At 66.7% G+C, this 15,757-nt stretch carries 17 protein-coding genes; 8 read left to right on the top strand and 9 right to left on the bottom strand.

All coding sequences use genetic code 11. The features are described from left to right. Positions 1-24 precede the first annotated feature (24 nt). From HNR60_RS09455 to HNR60_RS09465, 3 genes are all read right to left on the bottom strand, one after another. Positions 25-1,887 (bottom strand): glycosyltransferase family 39 protein, encoded by a 1,863-nt coding sequence (locus HNR60_RS09455; protein ID WP_347339334.1) that lies wholly within the window; start codon positions 1,885-1,887, stop codon positions 25-27. Positions 1,888-2,135: 248 nt separating this feature from the next. Beyond that, positions 2,136-2,483, bottom strand: a complete 348-nt coding sequence (locus HNR60_RS09460) for a PilZ domain-containing protein (protein ID WP_184256741.1) — start codon at positions 2,481-2,483, stop codon at positions 2,136-2,138. Between the two features lie 97 nt (positions 2,484-2,580). Beyond that, positions 2,581-3,519, bottom strand: a complete 939-nt coding sequence (locus tag HNR60_RS09465) for a glycine/sarcosine/betaine reductase selenoprotein B family protein (protein WP_184256743.1) — start codon at positions 3,517-3,519, stop codon at positions 2,581-2,583. A 105-nt stretch (positions 3,520-3,624) separates the two neighbouring features. Here HNR60_RS09465 and HNR60_RS09470 point away from each other — a divergent pair, with 105 nt between their 5' ends. The 4 genes from HNR60_RS09470 (at position 3,625) to tsaA (ending at position 6,435) form a co-directional block, all read left to right on the top strand. Continuing rightward, on the top strand, positions 3,625-4,695 hold the full coding sequence (locus HNR60_RS09470) for a lytic transglycosylase domain-containing protein (RefSeq protein ID WP_246432885.1): 1,071 nt from the start codon (positions 3,625-3,627) through the stop codon (positions 4,693-4,695). A gap of 132 nt (positions 4,696-4,827) precedes the next feature. Beyond that, on the top strand, positions 4,828-5,565 hold the full coding sequence (locus HNR60_RS09475) for an AzlC family ABC transporter permease (protein ID WP_184256911.1): 738 nt from the start codon (positions 4,828-4,830) through the stop codon (positions 5,563-5,565). Then, a complete protein-coding gene (locus tag HNR60_RS09480; RefSeq protein ID WP_184256745.1) occupies positions 5,562-5,906 on the top strand; it encodes an AzlD domain-containing protein in 345 nt (114 codons plus the stop codon). Before HNR60_RS09475 ends, HNR60_RS09480 begins: the two co-directional genes overlap by 4 nt. Before the next feature lie 67 nt (positions 5,907-5,973). Beyond that, positions 5,974-6,435, top strand: a complete 462-nt coding sequence (gene tsaA / locus HNR60_RS09485; RefSeq protein ID WP_184256747.1) for a tRNA (N6-threonylcarbamoyladenosine(37)-N6)-methyltransferase TrmO — start codon at positions 5,974-5,976, stop codon at positions 6,433-6,435. 238 nt (positions 6,436-6,673) lie between these two features. On the opposite strand, the gene HNR60_RS09490 is transcribed toward tsaA, so the two are convergent. The 4 genes from HNR60_RS09490 to HNR60_RS09505 form a co-directional block, all read right to left on the bottom strand. Further along, positions 6,674-7,099: an HIT family protein gene (locus tag HNR60_RS09490; protein WP_184256749.1), complete on the bottom strand. Its 426-nt coding sequence runs from the start codon at positions 7,097-7,099 to the stop codon at positions 6,674-6,676. Positions 7,100-7,150: 51 nt separating this feature from the next. Further along, positions 7,151-8,359 carry a GNAT family N-acetyltransferase gene (locus tag HNR60_RS09495; protein ID WP_184256751.1) on the bottom strand — a complete coding sequence of 403 codons (1,209 nt, stop codon included), beginning with the start codon at positions 8,357-8,359 and terminating at the stop codon, positions 7,151-7,153. Positions 8,360-8,458: 99 nt separating this feature from the next. Further along, a complete protein-coding gene (locus HNR60_RS09500) occupies positions 8,459-9,211 on the bottom strand; it encodes a glycerophosphodiester phosphodiesterase (RefSeq protein WP_184256753.1) in 753 nt (250 codons plus the stop codon). Between the two features lie 10 nt (positions 9,212-9,221). Next, positions 9,222-9,689 carry a RidA family protein gene (locus HNR60_RS09505; RefSeq protein ID WP_184256755.1) on the bottom strand — a complete coding sequence of 156 codons (468 nt, stop codon included), beginning with the start codon at positions 9,687-9,689 and terminating at the stop codon, positions 9,222-9,224. A 197-nt stretch (positions 9,690-9,886) separates the two neighbouring features. On the opposite strand from HNR60_RS09505, the gene HNR60_RS09510 reads away from it, so the two are divergent. Continuing rightward, entirely contained in the window at positions 9,887-10,759 is an 873-nt protein-coding gene (locus HNR60_RS09510) for a cell envelope integrity EipB family protein (RefSeq protein ID WP_184256757.1), read from the top strand. Positions 10,760-10,968: 209 nt separating this feature from the next. Here the strand turns inward: HNR60_RS09510 and HNR60_RS09515 are convergent, their stop codons facing one another. Together HNR60_RS09515 and HNR60_RS09520 are read right to left on the bottom strand one after the other, a co-directional pair. Further along, positions 10,969-12,267 carry a DNA polymerase IV gene (locus HNR60_RS09515; RefSeq protein ID WP_184256759.1) on the bottom strand — a complete coding sequence of 433 codons (1,299 nt, stop codon included), beginning with the start codon at positions 12,265-12,267 and terminating at the stop codon, positions 10,969-10,971. Next, positions 12,264-12,563, bottom strand: coding sequence for a DUF3572 domain-containing protein (locus tag HNR60_RS09520; RefSeq protein ID WP_184256761.1), 300 nt, complete (start codon positions 12,561-12,563; stop codon positions 12,264-12,266). The genes HNR60_RS09515 and HNR60_RS09520 overlap by 4 nt, the downstream gene beginning before the upstream one ends. Before the next feature lie 128 nt (positions 12,564-12,691). Here HNR60_RS09520 and HNR60_RS09525 point away from each other — a divergent pair, with 128 nt between their 5' ends. The 3 genes from HNR60_RS09525 to ftsW all read left to right on the top strand — a co-directional run bounded on the left by HNR60_RS09525 (position 12,692) and on the right by ftsW (position 15,743). Continuing rightward, positions 12,692-13,057: a response regulator gene (locus HNR60_RS09525; protein ID WP_011473739.1), complete on the top strand. Its 366-nt coding sequence runs from the start codon at positions 12,692-12,694 to the stop codon at positions 13,055-13,057. A gap of 9 nt (positions 13,058-13,066) precedes the next feature. Beyond that, the gene (locus HNR60_RS09530; RefSeq protein WP_184256763.1) at positions 13,067-14,440 is read left to right on the top strand and encodes a PleD family two-component system response regulator; all 1,374 of its coding nucleotides are present in this window, start codon (positions 13,067-13,069) and stop codon (positions 14,438-14,440) included. 151 nt (positions 14,441-14,591) lie between these two features. Then, a complete protein-coding gene (gene ftsW, locus HNR60_RS09535; protein ID WP_184256765.1) occupies positions 14,592-15,743 on the top strand; it encodes a putative lipid II flippase FtsW in 1,152 nt (383 codons plus the stop codon). The last annotated feature ends 14 nt before the right edge of the window (positions 15,744-15,757 follow it).

A 15,757-nucleotide genomic window follows, 5' to 3' on the forward strand; every position in this document is an offset into this window, starting at 1 on the left:
TGGTTTGTTACGGTTGGGTGGATCTCACGGCTGCTTGGGTGCGCCGGGGGGCGGCGCCAGCGTCGGCGTGCCTTCCGGCAGCATCACCGCCCAGCCATAGGTCTGCGATTTGCCGTGGCCGAGCGGCAGCACCATGGTGCCAAGCGTCGGCGTCAGCCCTTCGAGCGCCGCGCGATACGGCTCCGGAATCTCGTCGGTGCGCGGGAAGTCCGAGGTCGCCCAGATCACCAGGGTGCCGGATTGCTTCAGCCGCTCCGGCGTCACCCACGGGCTCTTGCGGAAATCGGCGTCGATGAACACCGACGGCCGCGGCGAGGCGTAGAGCGCGACGAAGCCGGCCTGCTTGAAGTCGCCGGTGACGATGTCCAGCCGGCGCAGCGACTTGCTGTTCCAGATCGCCTGCATCGCGCCGGACAATTCCCGCGCCGGCCACATCTGGGTCGGCACCTGGCCGCTGCCATTGGCCTTGGCGTTGATGAACACCACGTGGCCGATCGGCAGGCCGATCAGCACCAACAGCCAGATCGTGGTGACCAGCCGCGGCGCGCGCAACACGCTGCGCTGCGGCAGCAGCATCACCATGGCGAGCCCCGACAGCGCCACCAGCGAGCCGCCGATTTCCGGCCGTTGATCGACGCCGGCCCAGGACGTCATCGCGCCGATCATCAACAGCGGCAGAAACGCCGCCATCAGCACCAGCGACTTGTCGAACAGGCTCGGTCGCCCCAGCTCGATCGCGACCGGCTGGCCCTGCAGCGGCAGCTTCGGGATCATCGCCAGCAGCACCACGACGATGAGACCGGCGTGATAGCCGAGCTGCGCGAACAGGAATTTCAGCCCCGCCCAGACCCGCGGCACCAAGCCTTCCACCGGCGGGCGGTCGAAGGCGAAGGTGAAGGGCAGGAAATTGCTGTGCACCAGCCAGATCAGGTTCGGCAGCAGCACGACCAGCCCGACCAGTGCGGCGACGTAAGGCCCGCGGCTCAACAGCTGCCGGCGGCCCTGCGGCATCAGCAAGAGATGCAGGACCAGCACCGCGAGCAGCAGCGCGCCGGAATATTTGGCGTACATCAGGATCGCCGCGGCGACGCCGAGCAGCACCCAGTTCGACAGCTTCTCGCCGAGCACCGCCTTGCGATAGATGTAGACGGTGGCGGCAAAGATCGGCAGCTGCCCGACGTTGTGGTTGTACATCGTCACCGGCGGGCCGAAATAATAGATCAGGATGGTGAGCGCGACGGCGAGCGTCGCGCCGGTCTTGCCGACGGTCTCCGTGCCGATCAGGTAGACGAAATAGAACGTCACCAGGATCGAACCGATCGCCAGCACGAAATGCGAGCTGATCCAATGGAAGGTGAGCTGATAGGCGATCTCGGTCAGCCATGGCTCCAGCGGCGGGTGCTTCCAGTAGCCCCACTGCATCTCCTTGCCGAACAGGAACATCTCGTAGCTGTCGAACGGCATCGCCGGAAAGCTGACCGTGCTGGAGAACCACAGCGCCCCATAGGCGCCCATGATCCACAGCAGCAGCCGGTTAGGCGAGGTCTGCAGCGCATCGAGGAAGGAATCGCAGGTCTCGGCGTAGAGCTTGGCGAACGAAAAGCCGGGCGTGGCTTTGCCAGCGGCGGGGGCTGCCGGGGCGACGCCGGGGGCGGGCGCTGCGGCGGCCGGCTTCGCGGCTTTCGCGCGCGGTGCTGCGGATGCATTGGCTTGGGACGAAGCGGCTTGGGACGAAGCGGCTTGGGACGAAGCGGCTTGGGACGAAGCGGCTTGGGACGAAGCGGCGACGCGCGGCGCCGGCGCCGCCGCCCGTGGTTCGGCGACCGGCACAGATCCATGATCGACCGCGGCCGGAACCTCGGTCGCCGCGACGGCCGGCTTCGGCACGGGCCGCTGCGAAACCGGCGGACCGGACCCGTGGCGCTTCTTCGGCGGGCGGTTCTTGGGCTTCTTGCGCTTGATGCTCGTCGTCCTTGGCAGAGCGGCGCGCAACCGGCGAGCGGGCGCAACCGATCGTGGGGTCACGACGACGTTTTAATCAAATCGCCCGGCAAGGCAATTGGCGGCGGCGACCGGCGCCAGGCGAGACGCATGGGGGCACCGCTTGCGCGGGACTTGCCCACAGCTCAGCGTGATCAGCCTTCGCCGAGCAGCATCCGGATCTTGCGCTTCAACTCGCGCTGCTTCTTCTCGCTCTTGCGCAGCCGCTCGTCGAGGTCGGAGGCGGGCGCGGCTTCGGCAAACGCCACGCCGACCGCGGTGGCCCTACGCCAGACGATATTCGCGGAAAACGAGCGGCCTTTGCGGGCGATGGTCAGGCCGAGGTTGTCGGGAAGCCCGACGGTGCTGCCGAATTCCAGGCGGGCGCCCTGGTCGGAGATGTTGCGCACGACGCAGTCACGCGTCGCGCCGCTGTCGCTGCGCGTGGCCACCGCGCCGTAAATGACTTTGTCCCGCAAGTGTCGACGCCGATCGATCGTCATCTGCCATCCCGCGCTGGAAAGCGAGAACTCTACACCGCACGCGGCCGCAGGGAAGGCCGGTGCGCCGACGAGCTGGCGTTAAGGTAAATCGCGCGCATCAGCCGGCTGCCCCCTCGCGCACCGCGCGGGCGCGCTGTTTCTGCGCGTCGAACTCGCGCCGCCGCCGCGCCAGTTCCTCAGGGCTCAGCGCGGCGACGTTGTTGTAGTCGCGCTTCCACGCGGCGTCGTCGCGCCAGCGCAATGGTGATTGCACCGTGGTCTGCGGACCGGGCGCGGTTTCCAAGAGCCGCAGCGCCAGTTCCAGCGTCAACGCCTGCGAGGCTTGGTCATGCGGCTTGCCGGCGGAATTGCCGAGCGGAAAGTCGCTGAACAGAAACCGCGGCACCGCAACGTGTTCGACGATGTCCTTGGCGCAGCCCATCACCACGGTGGAGATGCCGCCTTGTTCGAGACGCCGCGCCACCAGGCTGACGGTTTGATGGCAGACCGGACAGTTCGGCACCAGCACCACCGCATCGACGGCGTCGGCGCGGCAGCGCGCCAGAATCTCCGGCGCGTCGGTCTCGATGGTGACGCGATGGCTGCGGTTGGTCGGCGCGCCGAAGAACCGCGGCGCGACCTCGCCGATCCGTCCGGCGGCAGCGAGGCGCTTGAGCTGCGGCAGCGGAAACCAGCAATTGCCGTCTTCGGCGCTGGTGTGGATGCGATCATAGGCGATGTGCGAGATCCGCAGATCGTGCGGCTTTCCGCTGTCGCCGTCATAGACCTGATAGAACTTGGCGCCGCCATTATACGGCGCACCGGGGCCCTGGTCGCCTTTCGCCGGATCGAACGGCGCCGCCGTGGTGACGAGCGCGATGCGGGCGCGCTCCAGCGGCTTGCGCAGCGGCTGGAACGGCGCGCCGACGTGATGCGCCCAGCGATACGGCTCGGGGTAGCCGATCGCGGCGTAATACGCGCGGGTGCGCGCCATATAGGGGATCGGCACGTCGTCGTCGGCCGCGAAACCGGGTTGCTCGTGCAGCGTTACAGCCATAACTTTGCCCCGGCTTGGGATCTCACAGGCGAATTGTTGTCGCGTTGCGCGTCGTGTCAAGTCGCGGCGCGCCGATCGCAAACCGCCATCGAAATGGACGTCTGAATGCCAGCACGGCGCGCCTCGGTGATATGCTTGCTGATGCTGGCCGCGCTCGGCCTCAGCGTGCCGCTGCGCGCCGAAGATGCGTCGCCAAGCGGCGAGGCGGCGACCAAGGATGCGCCGGCGGCGCCGCCGCCGAACCGCGATGCTGCCGCGCCGAAGCAGGACGCGCAGCCGCAGCAGTCTCAGCAGCAGCCCGAACAAGCGCCGCCGCAGCAGGCGTCGCCACCCCAAGTTTCGCCGCCGACGGAAAGCGCGGGCAATGGCGACACCCGCGAGTCGATCTGCCTGATGATCGAATCGGCTGCCAAGGCGAACGACCTGCCGCTGGAGTTTTTCGCCCGCGTGATCTGGCAGGAAAGCCGGTTTCAGCCCGACGCGATCGGTCCGTTGACCCGCAGCGGCAGCCGCGCCCAGGGCATCGCGCAGTTCATGCCCGGCACCGCCAATGAGCGGCGGTTGCTCGATCCGTTCGATCCGGTGCAGGCGTTGCCGAAATCCGCGGAATTCTTGAGCGAGCTGCGCGGCCAGTTCGGCAACCTCGGGCTTGCGGCCGCGGCCTACAATGCCGGGCCGCGCCGGGTGCAGGACTGGATCGCCGGCAACGGTTATCTGCCGCAGGAGACCCGCAACTACGTCTCGGCGATCACCGGCACCTCGGTCGATGATTGGGCGGCAATCGGCCGCAACGGCAAGGCCGCCGAGCCGGCTCCCGCCACCAGCTGCCGGACCTTGATGGCGCTATTGACGCGCGCGCCCAATCCGTTCGTGACGCAACTCGCAGAGCGCGTGAAACTCGGTGCCGACCGGCCATGGGGCGTGCAACTCGCCGCCGGCTTCAATCGCGACCGCGCGCTGTCGCTCTATGCCCGCGCGATGACGCGGCTCGGGTCGGTGATCGGCGATCAGGATCCGAACCTGTTGGGATCGGTGTGGCGCAGCCGCGGCACCCGCACCTTCTATCAGGTGCGGATCGGCGCCGAGACCCGGGGCGCGGCGGACAATCTGTGCAGCAAAATTCGCCGCGCCGGCGGCGCCTGTCTGGTGCTGCGCAATGCGCGGCTCAATGGTTGATCGACCGGCGTCGATGGCGGCGGTCTGGTCGTTGCACTGACGGCAAAACAAATTTTCCTGTCCACCGGCCGCTTGACGGGGGGCTTCTTGATCACGCCAATGAGCGACGGCTTCACGCAATTCACGGGTCTCATGGCGCTTCCGGCTCTCGACTCACCGATATGGCAAAGCCCCGCGGCTGCTTTCAGGCAGGGCCTGCGCGCGGTCGCCACCACGATTCTGACCGCGGTGTTGTTCGCGACCTATCTGGGCATCGGCGCGCTGGCGCATGATACGCACTTCAGCCTCGGCTGGGTGCTGGCGTCGACCTTCTTTGTGTGGGCGGGCCCGGCGCAGATCATCCTGATCTCGACATTGGGCTCCGGCGCGACCGTGGCGCAGGCCGCGATCGCCGTCACGGTGAGCGCGATCCGGCTGTTCCCGATGGTGGTCGCGGTGCTGCCGATGATGCGTACGCCGACCACCAAGAAGCGACACCTGATCCTGCCGGCGCATTTCATCGCGGTGACGCTGTGGGTGGAGTGCTTCCGGCTGTTTCCGATGGTGCCGCGCGAGCGCCGGATCCCGTTTACGCTGGGGCTCGGCTGCGGCCTGGTCTCGGTCTGCCTGGTCGCCAACGTGGTCGGCTTTCAGCTTGCGGCCAATCTGCCGCAATCGCTCGGCGCCGCGATCCTGCTGCTGACGCCGTTGGCGTTTCTGCTGTCGACCGCGCGCAACTGCCGCGAACTCGCCGACGTCGTAGCCCTTGGGCTTGGGCTGGCGCTGTTTCCGCTGGTCTCGCTGCTGCACACCGGCGTCGATATCCTGATCAGCGGCGTGTCCGCCGGCACCATCGCTTACGGCGTACACCTGTGGAGGAAGCGCCGATGAGCGAGTTCATCGGCGACTGGCACGCGCTCGTGGTGCTGCTGGTGGCGGGCTTTCTGCCGAATGAAGTGTGGCGGATGCTCGGGCTGTGGCTCGGCGGCGGGCTCGACGAAGGCTCGGAAATCCTGGTGTGGGTGAGGGCGGTGGCGACCGCGATCCTCGCCGGCGTCATCGCGCAAATCCTGGTGCTGCCGCCGGGCGCGCTCGCCAGCGTACCGGGGCCGCTGCGCTATGGCGCTGTCGCGGTCGGGCTGGTGGTGTTCATCGTGGCGCGGCGCTCGATTCTGCTCGGCGTGCTGGCAGGCGAAGCCACCATGCTGATCGGCAAATGGGCGCTCGGATAGCGCTTGCCGCGGCGGCCTCGTTGGTCTACCGCGAGATTGTCTTTCTCGGCATAAGCTGGACTGCGCCATGGACTACAGTGACATCCGCGACGGCGAAATCGCCGTCACGCCGCCGCCCGCCACCGACGCCGGGCTGATCTTCATCGGCCGGATCCGCACGCCCTGGACCTCGCGCGACCAGACGCCGCGACAGGGCGCGCTCGACGGGCCGGTGTGCCGGCTGGAGATTATTGAGCCGTGGCTGCCCGCGCTGCAGGGGCTGGAGAAATACGCCTATCTCGAAGTGCTGTATTGGCTGCATCTGTCGCGGCGCGATCTGGTGCTGCAGAAGCGCCGCGGCGACGAAGCGCGCGGCACGTTTGCCTTGCGCTCGCCGCTGCGGCCCAATCCGATCGGCACCTCGCGGGTGACGCTGGTCGGCATCGAAGGCGCGACCGTCTTGGTGCGCGGGCTGGATTGCCTCGACGACACGCCGCTGATCGATCTGAAGCCCGACCGCTTTCAGTGCGCGATGCCGGAGGGGAAGTAGCGCGATTTGGCGCGCGAACTTCGTCTCTCTTTTCTGTTGTTTGCTGGGCGTCAAAAACACAGGAGGTCGTCATTCCGGGGCGCGAGTTCGTCAGAACGAGCGAACCCGGAATCTTGCCGCGGGGGCCGAGAGCCCGCCGCGGGTTGCGAGATTCCGGGTTCACGCGCAGCTTGCGCTGCTCGTGCCCCGGAATGACGAGGTGGTGAACGCGCAATCCGGAATGACAGCTCAGTTCGACTTAGCCCTGCAGCGCCGCGATCAGTTTCTTCGCCTGCGCCTCGAGCACCGCGGCGTCTTCCTTGCGGCTGGCGGGCGGCAGCAGCGCCACGCCGTCGTGGCGCGGGATCACGTGCATGTGCAGGTGAAACACCACCTGGCCGCCGGCGGCTTCGGAAAACTGCTGCACGGTGATGCCGTCGGCGTCGAACGCGGTCTTGGCGGCGCGGGCGATGGTATGCGCCCCGCGCGCTACATCGGCGAAATCTTCCGCTGAAATATCCAGGATGTTGCGCGCCGCCGCCTTCGGAAGCACCAGCGTGTGGCCGGGCGCGCGCGGCATGATGTCGAGAAACGCCAGCACGTGGTCGTTCTCATAGACTTTATAGCAGGGAAATTCGCCGCGCAGAATCTTGGCGAAGATGTTGTCGGGATCATAGGCGGTCATGACGACTCCGAAATTTGATGGGCGCGACTGTCGCTGCCGCGCGCGACGCGGTCAAGACGGCTCGTCGGCGCTCTTGCGGAACGGGCCGGCCTCGGTGAGTTCGCGCGCCGCCGCCGCCACATAGGCGCGCTCCTGCTTAAGGTAGTCCGCGACCGCGCGGCGCAGACCCGGATCGGCGATGAAATGCGCCGAATAGGTGGTTTGCGGCAGGTAGCCGCGCGCGATCTTGTGCTCGCCCTGTGCGCCGGCTTCGACGGTGGCAAGGCCGCGCAAAATCGCGAACTCGATCGCCTGATAGTAGCAGACCTCGAAATGCAGGAACGGGTGATGCTCGATGGCGCCCCAGTGCCGGCCGAACAGCGCGTCGCCGCCGATGAAATTGATCGCGCCGGCGATGAAGCGGCCGTCGCGCTTCGCCATCACCAGCAGCACCTGATCGCTCATGGTGCGGCCGATCTCGCTGTAGAACGCGCGGGTCAGATACGGCCGGCCCCATTTGCGCGATCCGGTCTCCATGTAGAATTCGAAGAACGCATCCCAAGCTTCCTCGGTGATCGCGGCGCCGGTCAAGGCCTCGATGCTGATGCCGCCCGCCAGCGCGTCGCGGCGCTCGCGCTTGATCGCCTTGCGATGCCGGGAGGCGAGGGTGGCGAGAAAATCATCGAAGCTGCTGTAGCCGGCATTGTGCCAGTGGAATTGCTGGTCGGTGCGCTGCAGGAAGCCCTGTTGCGCCAAGAATTTCCACTCCTGCTCGCGGGCGAAGGTGACGTGCACCGACGACGCTTTGCTGACGCCGCACAGCGCCACCAGGCCGTTCGCCAGCGCGGTGCCGACCTGTTCGGCATCGACGCCGGGGCGGATCAGCAGGCGCGGTCCGGTCGCCGGCGTGAACGGCACCGAGACCTGCAGCTTTGGATAATAGCGGCCGCCGGCGCGCTCATAGGCGTCGGCCCAGCCGCGGTCGAACACGTATTCGCCCTGCGAATGCGACTTCAGATAGCACGGCACGATGCCGACGATTGTGCCGTTCTGCCGGGCGATCAGATGGCGCGGCCCCCAGCCGGTGCGGGCGCAGGCCGAGTTGGAATCTTCCAGCGCGGCGAAGAACGCGTGCGAGGTGAACGGATTGTACGACGAGGGGGGCGCGCAGCCGTTGCCGGGCGGCACGCCGGCCTGCAGCGGCGAGGCCGCGCAGGCGTCCCAATCGGCGGCCGCGATCTGCTCGACCGAGCCCACCGCTTCGAGCGTGATCTCCGTCATCGATCAGCGAACCGGGCGAAAACAGCGGGCAAATCGGGATCGAGCATCGTCGGCGCCATCCTGCTGATTTGTGCATTGTCCGCTTGAGTTCAAGGCCGCTCAATCCTCCGGGCGAAAGCCTTCGAAAATCATCTGGTCGGCATAGCGCGCGGCGTGCTGCCGCTGCTCCGGCGTCCGCACCGTCCAGGTCAGCAGCGCGCAGCCGAACAGGTTGCGGGCGATCCACGGCGCCGGCGCCGGCAGGTCCTGCACCCAATAGGCGATGAAATGCGGCTGGGTCTGCAGGCCGTGGCGCAGATGCAGCATGGTGTTGCGCTTGGCCGGCGCGAGATGGTCCCAATACGGATCGTCGTAGCGGCGCTGCGCGGTGACGCCGCGCGGCAGCTGCGGCAAGGCTTCGCGCAACGCCAGCACCTGGTCGGGATCGAACGACATCACCGCCGCCGGGCCGCTGTAATTTGCCAGCACCTGCGCCATCCGCGCCACCAGCTTGCGGTCGCCGTCGAAATGGCTCTTTACCTCGATCAAGAGCGGCACCGCGCCATCGACCAAGGCGCAGAGATCGCCGAGCGTCATCATCCGCTCCGGCGTGTCCTTGAACGGCACCTGCTTGAGCTGCGCGGCGGTCTGCGTGGCCAGCGCGCCGCTGCCGTCGGTCAGCCGGCCCAGCGCATCGTCGTGATGCACCATGGCCTCGCCGTCCGACGTCAATTGCAGGTCGACCTCGATGCCGAACCGGCCGGCGATCGCCGCATGGACCGCGCCCGGCATGTTCTCGACCACGCCGCGGGCGCGATCATGCAAACCGCGATGCGCGATCGGTCGCGCGGTCAACCAGTCGGGCGCCCGCATACTCACCTCGCTAAGCGACTTCGAACACCGCGTCGACCTCGACCGCGGCGTCGGCCGGCAAGGCTGCGACACCGACCGCGGCGCGGGCGTGGCGGCCCTTGTCGCCGAACGCTGCGACCATCAGGTCGGAGGCGCCGTTCACCACCTTGGGCGCGTCGAAGAAGTCCGGCGCGGCGTTGACGAAGCCGCCGAGCCGCACCACGCGCACCACCTTGTCGAGATCGCCGAGCGCCGCCTTGACCTGCGCCAATAGATTGATGGCGCAGCCGCGCGCGGCCGCGACGCCCTGTTCGAGCGTGACGCCCGCGCCGAGCTTGCCCTTGGCGATCAGCTGGCCTTCGGCGTCGGAACAGATCTGACCGGAAACGAACAGCAGGTTCCCGGAGCGGACGAAGCCCACGTAGTTCGCGACCGGGCTCTTGGGCTCGGGCAGCGTCACACCCTGTGCCGCAAGCTTCTGCTCAACCGTTCCTGCCATGCTGTTCCCCGATGATTGTTGTGTGTCGCCCGCCGCGAGGCCGCGAACGGGACGCTGCATTGTTTCGCGCAAAGCGCTGCGACATGCAAGCAACCGCAAAAACCGGTGGCAACGCGAGCAAACCGCCACGTCCAAGCCATGGTTGCGGCGCAATGCCGGAGCCAGTATTCTCGCGGTTTCAACGCAAGGGAGGTTTGATGCGCCGATTGTGGCCTAATTCGCGGTTTCGAGTGTCGCTGGTGGCGATCGCCGTGGCCGTGTTGCCCGCTGGGTTCGGCGGCAGCGCCGCCCAGGCCGGTGCCCCGCCTGCATTCCTCGCGCATCAGGCGCTGTACGAACTCAGCCTGCTGAAAGCCCGCGGCAACGCCTCGGTCAACAGCGTGCGCGGCCGCATTCTGTACAACTTCTCCGGCAGCGCCTGCGAAGGCTACAGCTCGGATTTCCGCCAGGTCTCCGAACTCGACAGCGGCGAGGGCAAGAACACGCTGAGCGATCTGCGCTCGACCAGCTGGGAAGACGGCGAGGGCAAGAGCTATCGCTTCAAGATCGACACCAAGATGAACGATGGCGATCCGAGCTCGGTCGACGGCATCGCCGAGCGCAACGGCGATCACGTCACCGTCAAGCTGAAGAAGCCCGCGGCCAAGACCTTCAACCTGGACGGCTCCACGGTGTTTCCGACCGAGCAGATCCATCGCATCATTGCGGCGGCGCGCGACGGCAAATCGGTGCTCGAGCTGTCGGTCTATGACGGCTCGGACAATGGCGAGAAGGTCTACAATACACTGACGGTGATCGGGCAGCCGATCCCCGGCGACCGCGCGGTCGCATCGCCCGATCCCTCCACCAGCGCCCACGCCATGAAGTCGCTGACCCGCTGGCCGGTGACGGTGAGTTACTACGACCGCGAGGCCAAGGCCAATGCCGGCGAGCAGACCCCGGTCTATGCGATGTCGTTCGAACTCTACGAAAACGGCGTGTCGCGCGCGCTGGTGCTCGACTACAATGACTTCGTGATCGCCGGTGCGCTCGGCAAGTTCGACGTCAAGGACACCAAGCCCTGCAAGTAAGCGTGCTGGCTTAGTTTGCGGAGTGGTGACGTTTGCAGAGTGCTGACCGTGTCCCGGGCGCGGTGCAGCGCGTAGTGCTGCTCCGCAGAACCGGGACCGTTACGAAGGCAGCATCCGTACGGCCCCGGCTCTGCGGCGCACCACGCCGCAAGTGCGGCGCGCTGCACCGCGTCCGGGGCACGCAACTTTTCGGTTAACTCGCGCTCAGCTCACTCGCGCTCGTCGCGTTTCTCCGGCCCGTCATAGGCGATGCCCTTGATCACTGCGGCGTTGCCGAATTTCTTGCGCAGGTCGTCCATCGCGCGTTCGGCGTGGGCGGCGCGGGCGTCCAGCATGTCGGTGTCGTCGGCCTCTGAACCCGGCGTCAGCGCGCTGACCCCGGTGCCGATCAGCCGGAACGCGGTGCCGTCGATTTCCTTGGTCAGCATCTCGCGCGACAGCGCGAAAATCTTGCCGGCGAGTTGCGTCGGCGCCTGAATGGTCTGCGCGCGGGTGCGCTGGCGGAAGTCTGCGGTCTTCAGCTTCAGCGTCACCGTGCTGCCGGCGAGATCGGCGCTCTTCAGCCGCGACGAGACTTTCTCCGACAGTCGCCACAGCACTTTCTCCAGCGTCGCCAGATCGCGGATGTCGGTCTCGAAGGTGGTTTCGTTGGAAATGCTCTTGGCGCCGCGGTCCGGCACCACGGCGCGATCGTCGATGCCGCGCGCCAGCCGCCACAGCCGTTGCCCCTCGGCGCCGAACTGTTTCATCAGATCGGTTTCGGCGGCGCGCTGCAGATCGCCGATCAGCCGATAGCCGCGCGCGTTGAGCCGTTGCTCGGTGGCGGGGCCGACGCCGAAGATGAAGCCGACCGGGCGATCCGCCAGCATGGCGCGGGCGTCGTCCTGATCGAGCACCGCAAAGCCGCGCGGCTTGTCGAGATCGGAGGCGATCTTGGCGAGAAACTTGTTGCACGACAGCCCGACCGACACGGTGATGCCGATCTCGCGCTCGACCTTGGCGGCGAACCGCGCCAGCACCTTGGCGGCGATCATGCCGTGCACGCGTTCGGTGCCTGACAGATCGAGGAACGCCTCGTCGATCGACAACGGCTCGACCAAGGGCGTCAGCGCCAGCATGGCGTGGCGTACTTCGCGGCCGACGCGGACGTACTTCGCCATGTCGGGCCGCACCACCGCGGCGTTCGGGCAAAGCGCCAGCGCCTTGAACATCGGCATCGCCGAACGCACGCCGTAAGTGCGGGCGATGTAGCAGGCCGCCGACACCACGCCGCGCTTGCCGCCGCCGATGATCACCGGACGATCGGCGATCGCCGGATTGTCGCGCTTCTCCACGGTGGCGTAGAACGCGTCGCAGTCGATATGCGCCAGCGTCAGCGCGGCGAGCCTTGGGTGGCGCAGCAGCCGCGGCGAGCCGCAGGCAACGCACCGCACCGCCGCCGCGCCGTCCTGTTCGGCGAGGCAGTCGCGACAGAAGCCGCGGGCGACGGCGGGCGGCGCAGAACTCACGGCACGTCGCGCTCCCACGGCAACTCGTCGAGCGCCTGGCGCGCCGCCGCGATCGTCGTGGGGTCGAGTTCGGAGGCCGCGGCGAACGCTTTCACGGTGTCGTCGTCGCGCAGCACGAAGTCCAACACGCCGGCGAGAAACTGCGGATCGGCCGCGGCGAGCCGCAGGGTTTCCGGCCCGAGCCCGGTCTCGGCCAGGAACCGGCCCAGTCGCTCGGGCTCCGAGGCGACGAAGGACAGCGCTTGGACCGCTACGATTTCAGCCACTTGGCGGGTTTTCCGTTGATCCTTGGTCATTCGCAATGTTTGCCTTTCCGTAACTTATAGTCTCTATTTTGAATCCATCATGCCCGAGTCTTGCGGCGTGGCGAACAGGTTCGCTGGTCGCAGATCCGGGCATTGGTTTTTGGGGATTGGAGGGCGGGATGGCGAAAACCGTCCTGATCGTGGAAGACAACGAGCTCAACATGAAGCTGTTTCGCGACTTGCTGGAAGCCCATGGCTACCAGACGTCGGGAACCAGCAACGGTTACGAAGCGCTCGAACTCGTCCGCAAACTCCGCCCCGACCTGATCCTGATGGACATTCAGTTGCCGCAGGTGTCCGGTCTCGAGGTCACCCGCTGGATCAAGGACGATCCCGAACTGCGCGCGATTCCCGTCGTCGCGGTCACCGCCTTTGCGATGAAGGGCGACGAAGAACGAATCCGCGAAGGCGGCTGCGAGGCCTATCTGTCAAAACCGATCTCAGTCGGCAAGTTCATCGAGACCGTTCGCCGTTTCATCGGTTAGGAGAGTTCGATGTCCGCGCGCATTCTCGTCGTCGACGATATTCCGGCCAATGCCCGGCTGCTCGAAGCCAGGCTGTCGGCTGAATATTTCGACGTGCTGACCGCCTCCAACGGCGCCCAGGCGCTGGAGATCTGTTCGCGCGCCGCCTGCGATATCGTGCTGCTCGACGTCATGATGCCGGACATGGACGGCTTCGAAGTCTGCCGGCGGCTGAAGTCGAACCCGGCGACGCATTTCATTCCGGTGGTGATGGTGACGGCGCTCGACAGCCCGTCCGATCGGGTACGCGGGCTGGAAGCCGGCGCCGACGATTTCCTCACCAAGCCGGTGGCCGACGTGGTGCTGATCGCGCGGGTGCGCTCGCTCACCCGGCTGAAGATGATGACCGACGAATTGCGGATGCGGGCGCTGACCTCGATGGAGATCGGCGTGCAGGCGCCGGAGCGCGAGGCGGTCGCCGAAACCGGCAAGGGCGGCCGCATTCTGCTGGTCGACGACCGGCCGTCGTCCTACGAGCGGCTGGCGCCGGTGCTCGCCACCGAGCACGCCGTCGACGTCGAGACCAATCCCTCGGAAGCGCTGTTTCACGCCGCCGACGGCAATTACGATCTCTTGATCGTTTCGCTCGGGCTCGAGGAATTCGACGGGCTGCGGCTGTGCAGCCAGGCCCGCTCGCTGGAACGCACCCGGCACGTGCCGATCCTCGCCATTGCGGATGCCGACAACAACGCGCGGCTGCTGCGCGGCCTCGAGATCGGCGTCAACGATTACTTGATGCGCCCGGTCGACAAGAACGAGCTTTTGGCCCGCGCGCGCACCCAGATCCGGCGGCGGCGCTACACCGATCATCTGCGCGACAACGTGCAGAACTCGATCGAGATGGCGATCACCGACGGGCTCACCGGGCTGCACAACCGCCGCTACATGGAATCCCACCTCGCCACGCTGGCCGAGCAGGCCGGGATGCGCGGCAAGCCGCTCGCGCTGATGATGCTCGACATCGACTTCTTCAAGGCGATCAACGACAGCTACGGCCACGACGCCGGCGACGACGTGCTGCGCGAATTCGCGGTGCGAATCCGCAAGTCGATCCGCGGCATCGATCTGGCCTGCCGCTACGGCGGCGAGGAATTCGTCGTGGTGATGCCGGAGACCGATCTCAGGGTCGCCAGCATGGTGGCGGAGCGGCTGCGCCGCGCCATCGCCGGCGAACTGTTCGCGATCGAGAAGGGCACCAAGCGCATCGAAGTCACGATCTCGATCGGGCTCTCCACGTTGGAAAAGAAGGGCGAGCCGATCGCCGACGTGTTGAAGCGCGCCGACGTCGCGCTGTATCGCGCCAAGCACGACGGCCGCAATCGCGTGGTCGCCGCCGCGGCGTAACGACCCCGGCGCCGCGCTCGCAGTCGTGTTGCGGAACCGGCGTGCGCTGCCCGATCGGTGCCGCAATCGCGATCAAATCATTTCGACTTCGTTAACCCTCTGGCAACCACGATGGGGGAGCAATGGGGAAACCCTTTGCCCAGGATGACCGATGATCTCCCGTGAACAGCGCACCCCGTTCAGCGAATGGTGGTGGACCGTCGACAAGCTGCTGTTGGCGGCGATCATCGTGCTGATGCTCGGCGGGGTGATCCTGTCGCTGGCGGCGTCGCCGCCGGTGGCGACACGGATCGGGCTCGACCCGTTTCACTTCTTCAATCGCCATGTCTTGTTCTTGCTGCCGTCGTTCATCGTGCTGATCGCGGTGTCGTTCCTGTCGCCGCGGCAGATCCGGCGCTCGGCGCTGATCGTGTTCGCGATCTCGATCGCGCTGATCGTGGCGACGCTGCTGCTCGGGCCGGAAGTGAAGGGCTCGCGGCGCTGGATCACCATTCTCGGCCTCAACATCCAGGCCTCGGAATCCGCCAAGCCGGCCTTCGTGGTGCTGGCGGCGTGGCTGTTTTCGGAATCCGCACGCCGGCCTGAGATGCCCGCGACCTCGATGGCGGTGACACTGTTGATCATGCTGGTGTCGCTGTTGGTGATGGAGCCGGATTTCGGCCAGACCATGCTGATCCTGATGGTGTGGGGCGCGGTGTTCTTCATCGCCGGGATGCGGATCGTCTGGGTGATGGGACTGGCGGGGCTCGCCGCGGGCGGGCTGTTCGCCGCCTATCTGTTCGTGCCGCACGTCGCCGGCCGTATCAAACGCTTCATGAATCCGGCCTCCGGCGACACCTACCAGGTCGACACCGCGATGGAGGCGTTCAGCAATGGCGGCTGGTTCGGGCTCGGGCCGGGCGAGGGCATCGCCAAGCGCAGCCTGCCGGACAGCCACACCGATTTCGTGTTCGCGGTCGGCGCCGAGGAATTCGGCATCATCCTTTGCCTGGCGCTCTTGCTGTTGTTCGCCTTCATCGTGATCCGCACGCTGTCGCGGGCCTATTCCTCCGAGGATCTGTTCTCGCGCTTCGCCGCCTCCGGCCTCGCCATCCTGTTCGGGATCCAGGCCGCCATCAACATGGCGGTGAACCTGCAACTGATTCCCGCCAAGGGCATGACGCTGCCGTTCATCTCCTATGGCGGGTCGTCGATGATCTCGCTGGCCTATGGCGTCGGCATGATGTTGGCGCTAACCAGACTGCGGCCGCGGGTCGAGATGGAATCGATCGGCGACGCCACCGCGGCGCCGACCTACGCCTGACCGCGGCGATGATG

The sequence above is a fragment of the Rhodopseudomonas rhenobacensis genome (genome assembly GCF_014203125.1).
GTDB classification, from domain to species: Bacteria; Pseudomonadota; Alphaproteobacteria; order Rhizobiales; family Xanthobacteraceae; genus Rhodopseudomonas_A; species Rhodopseudomonas_A rhenobacensis.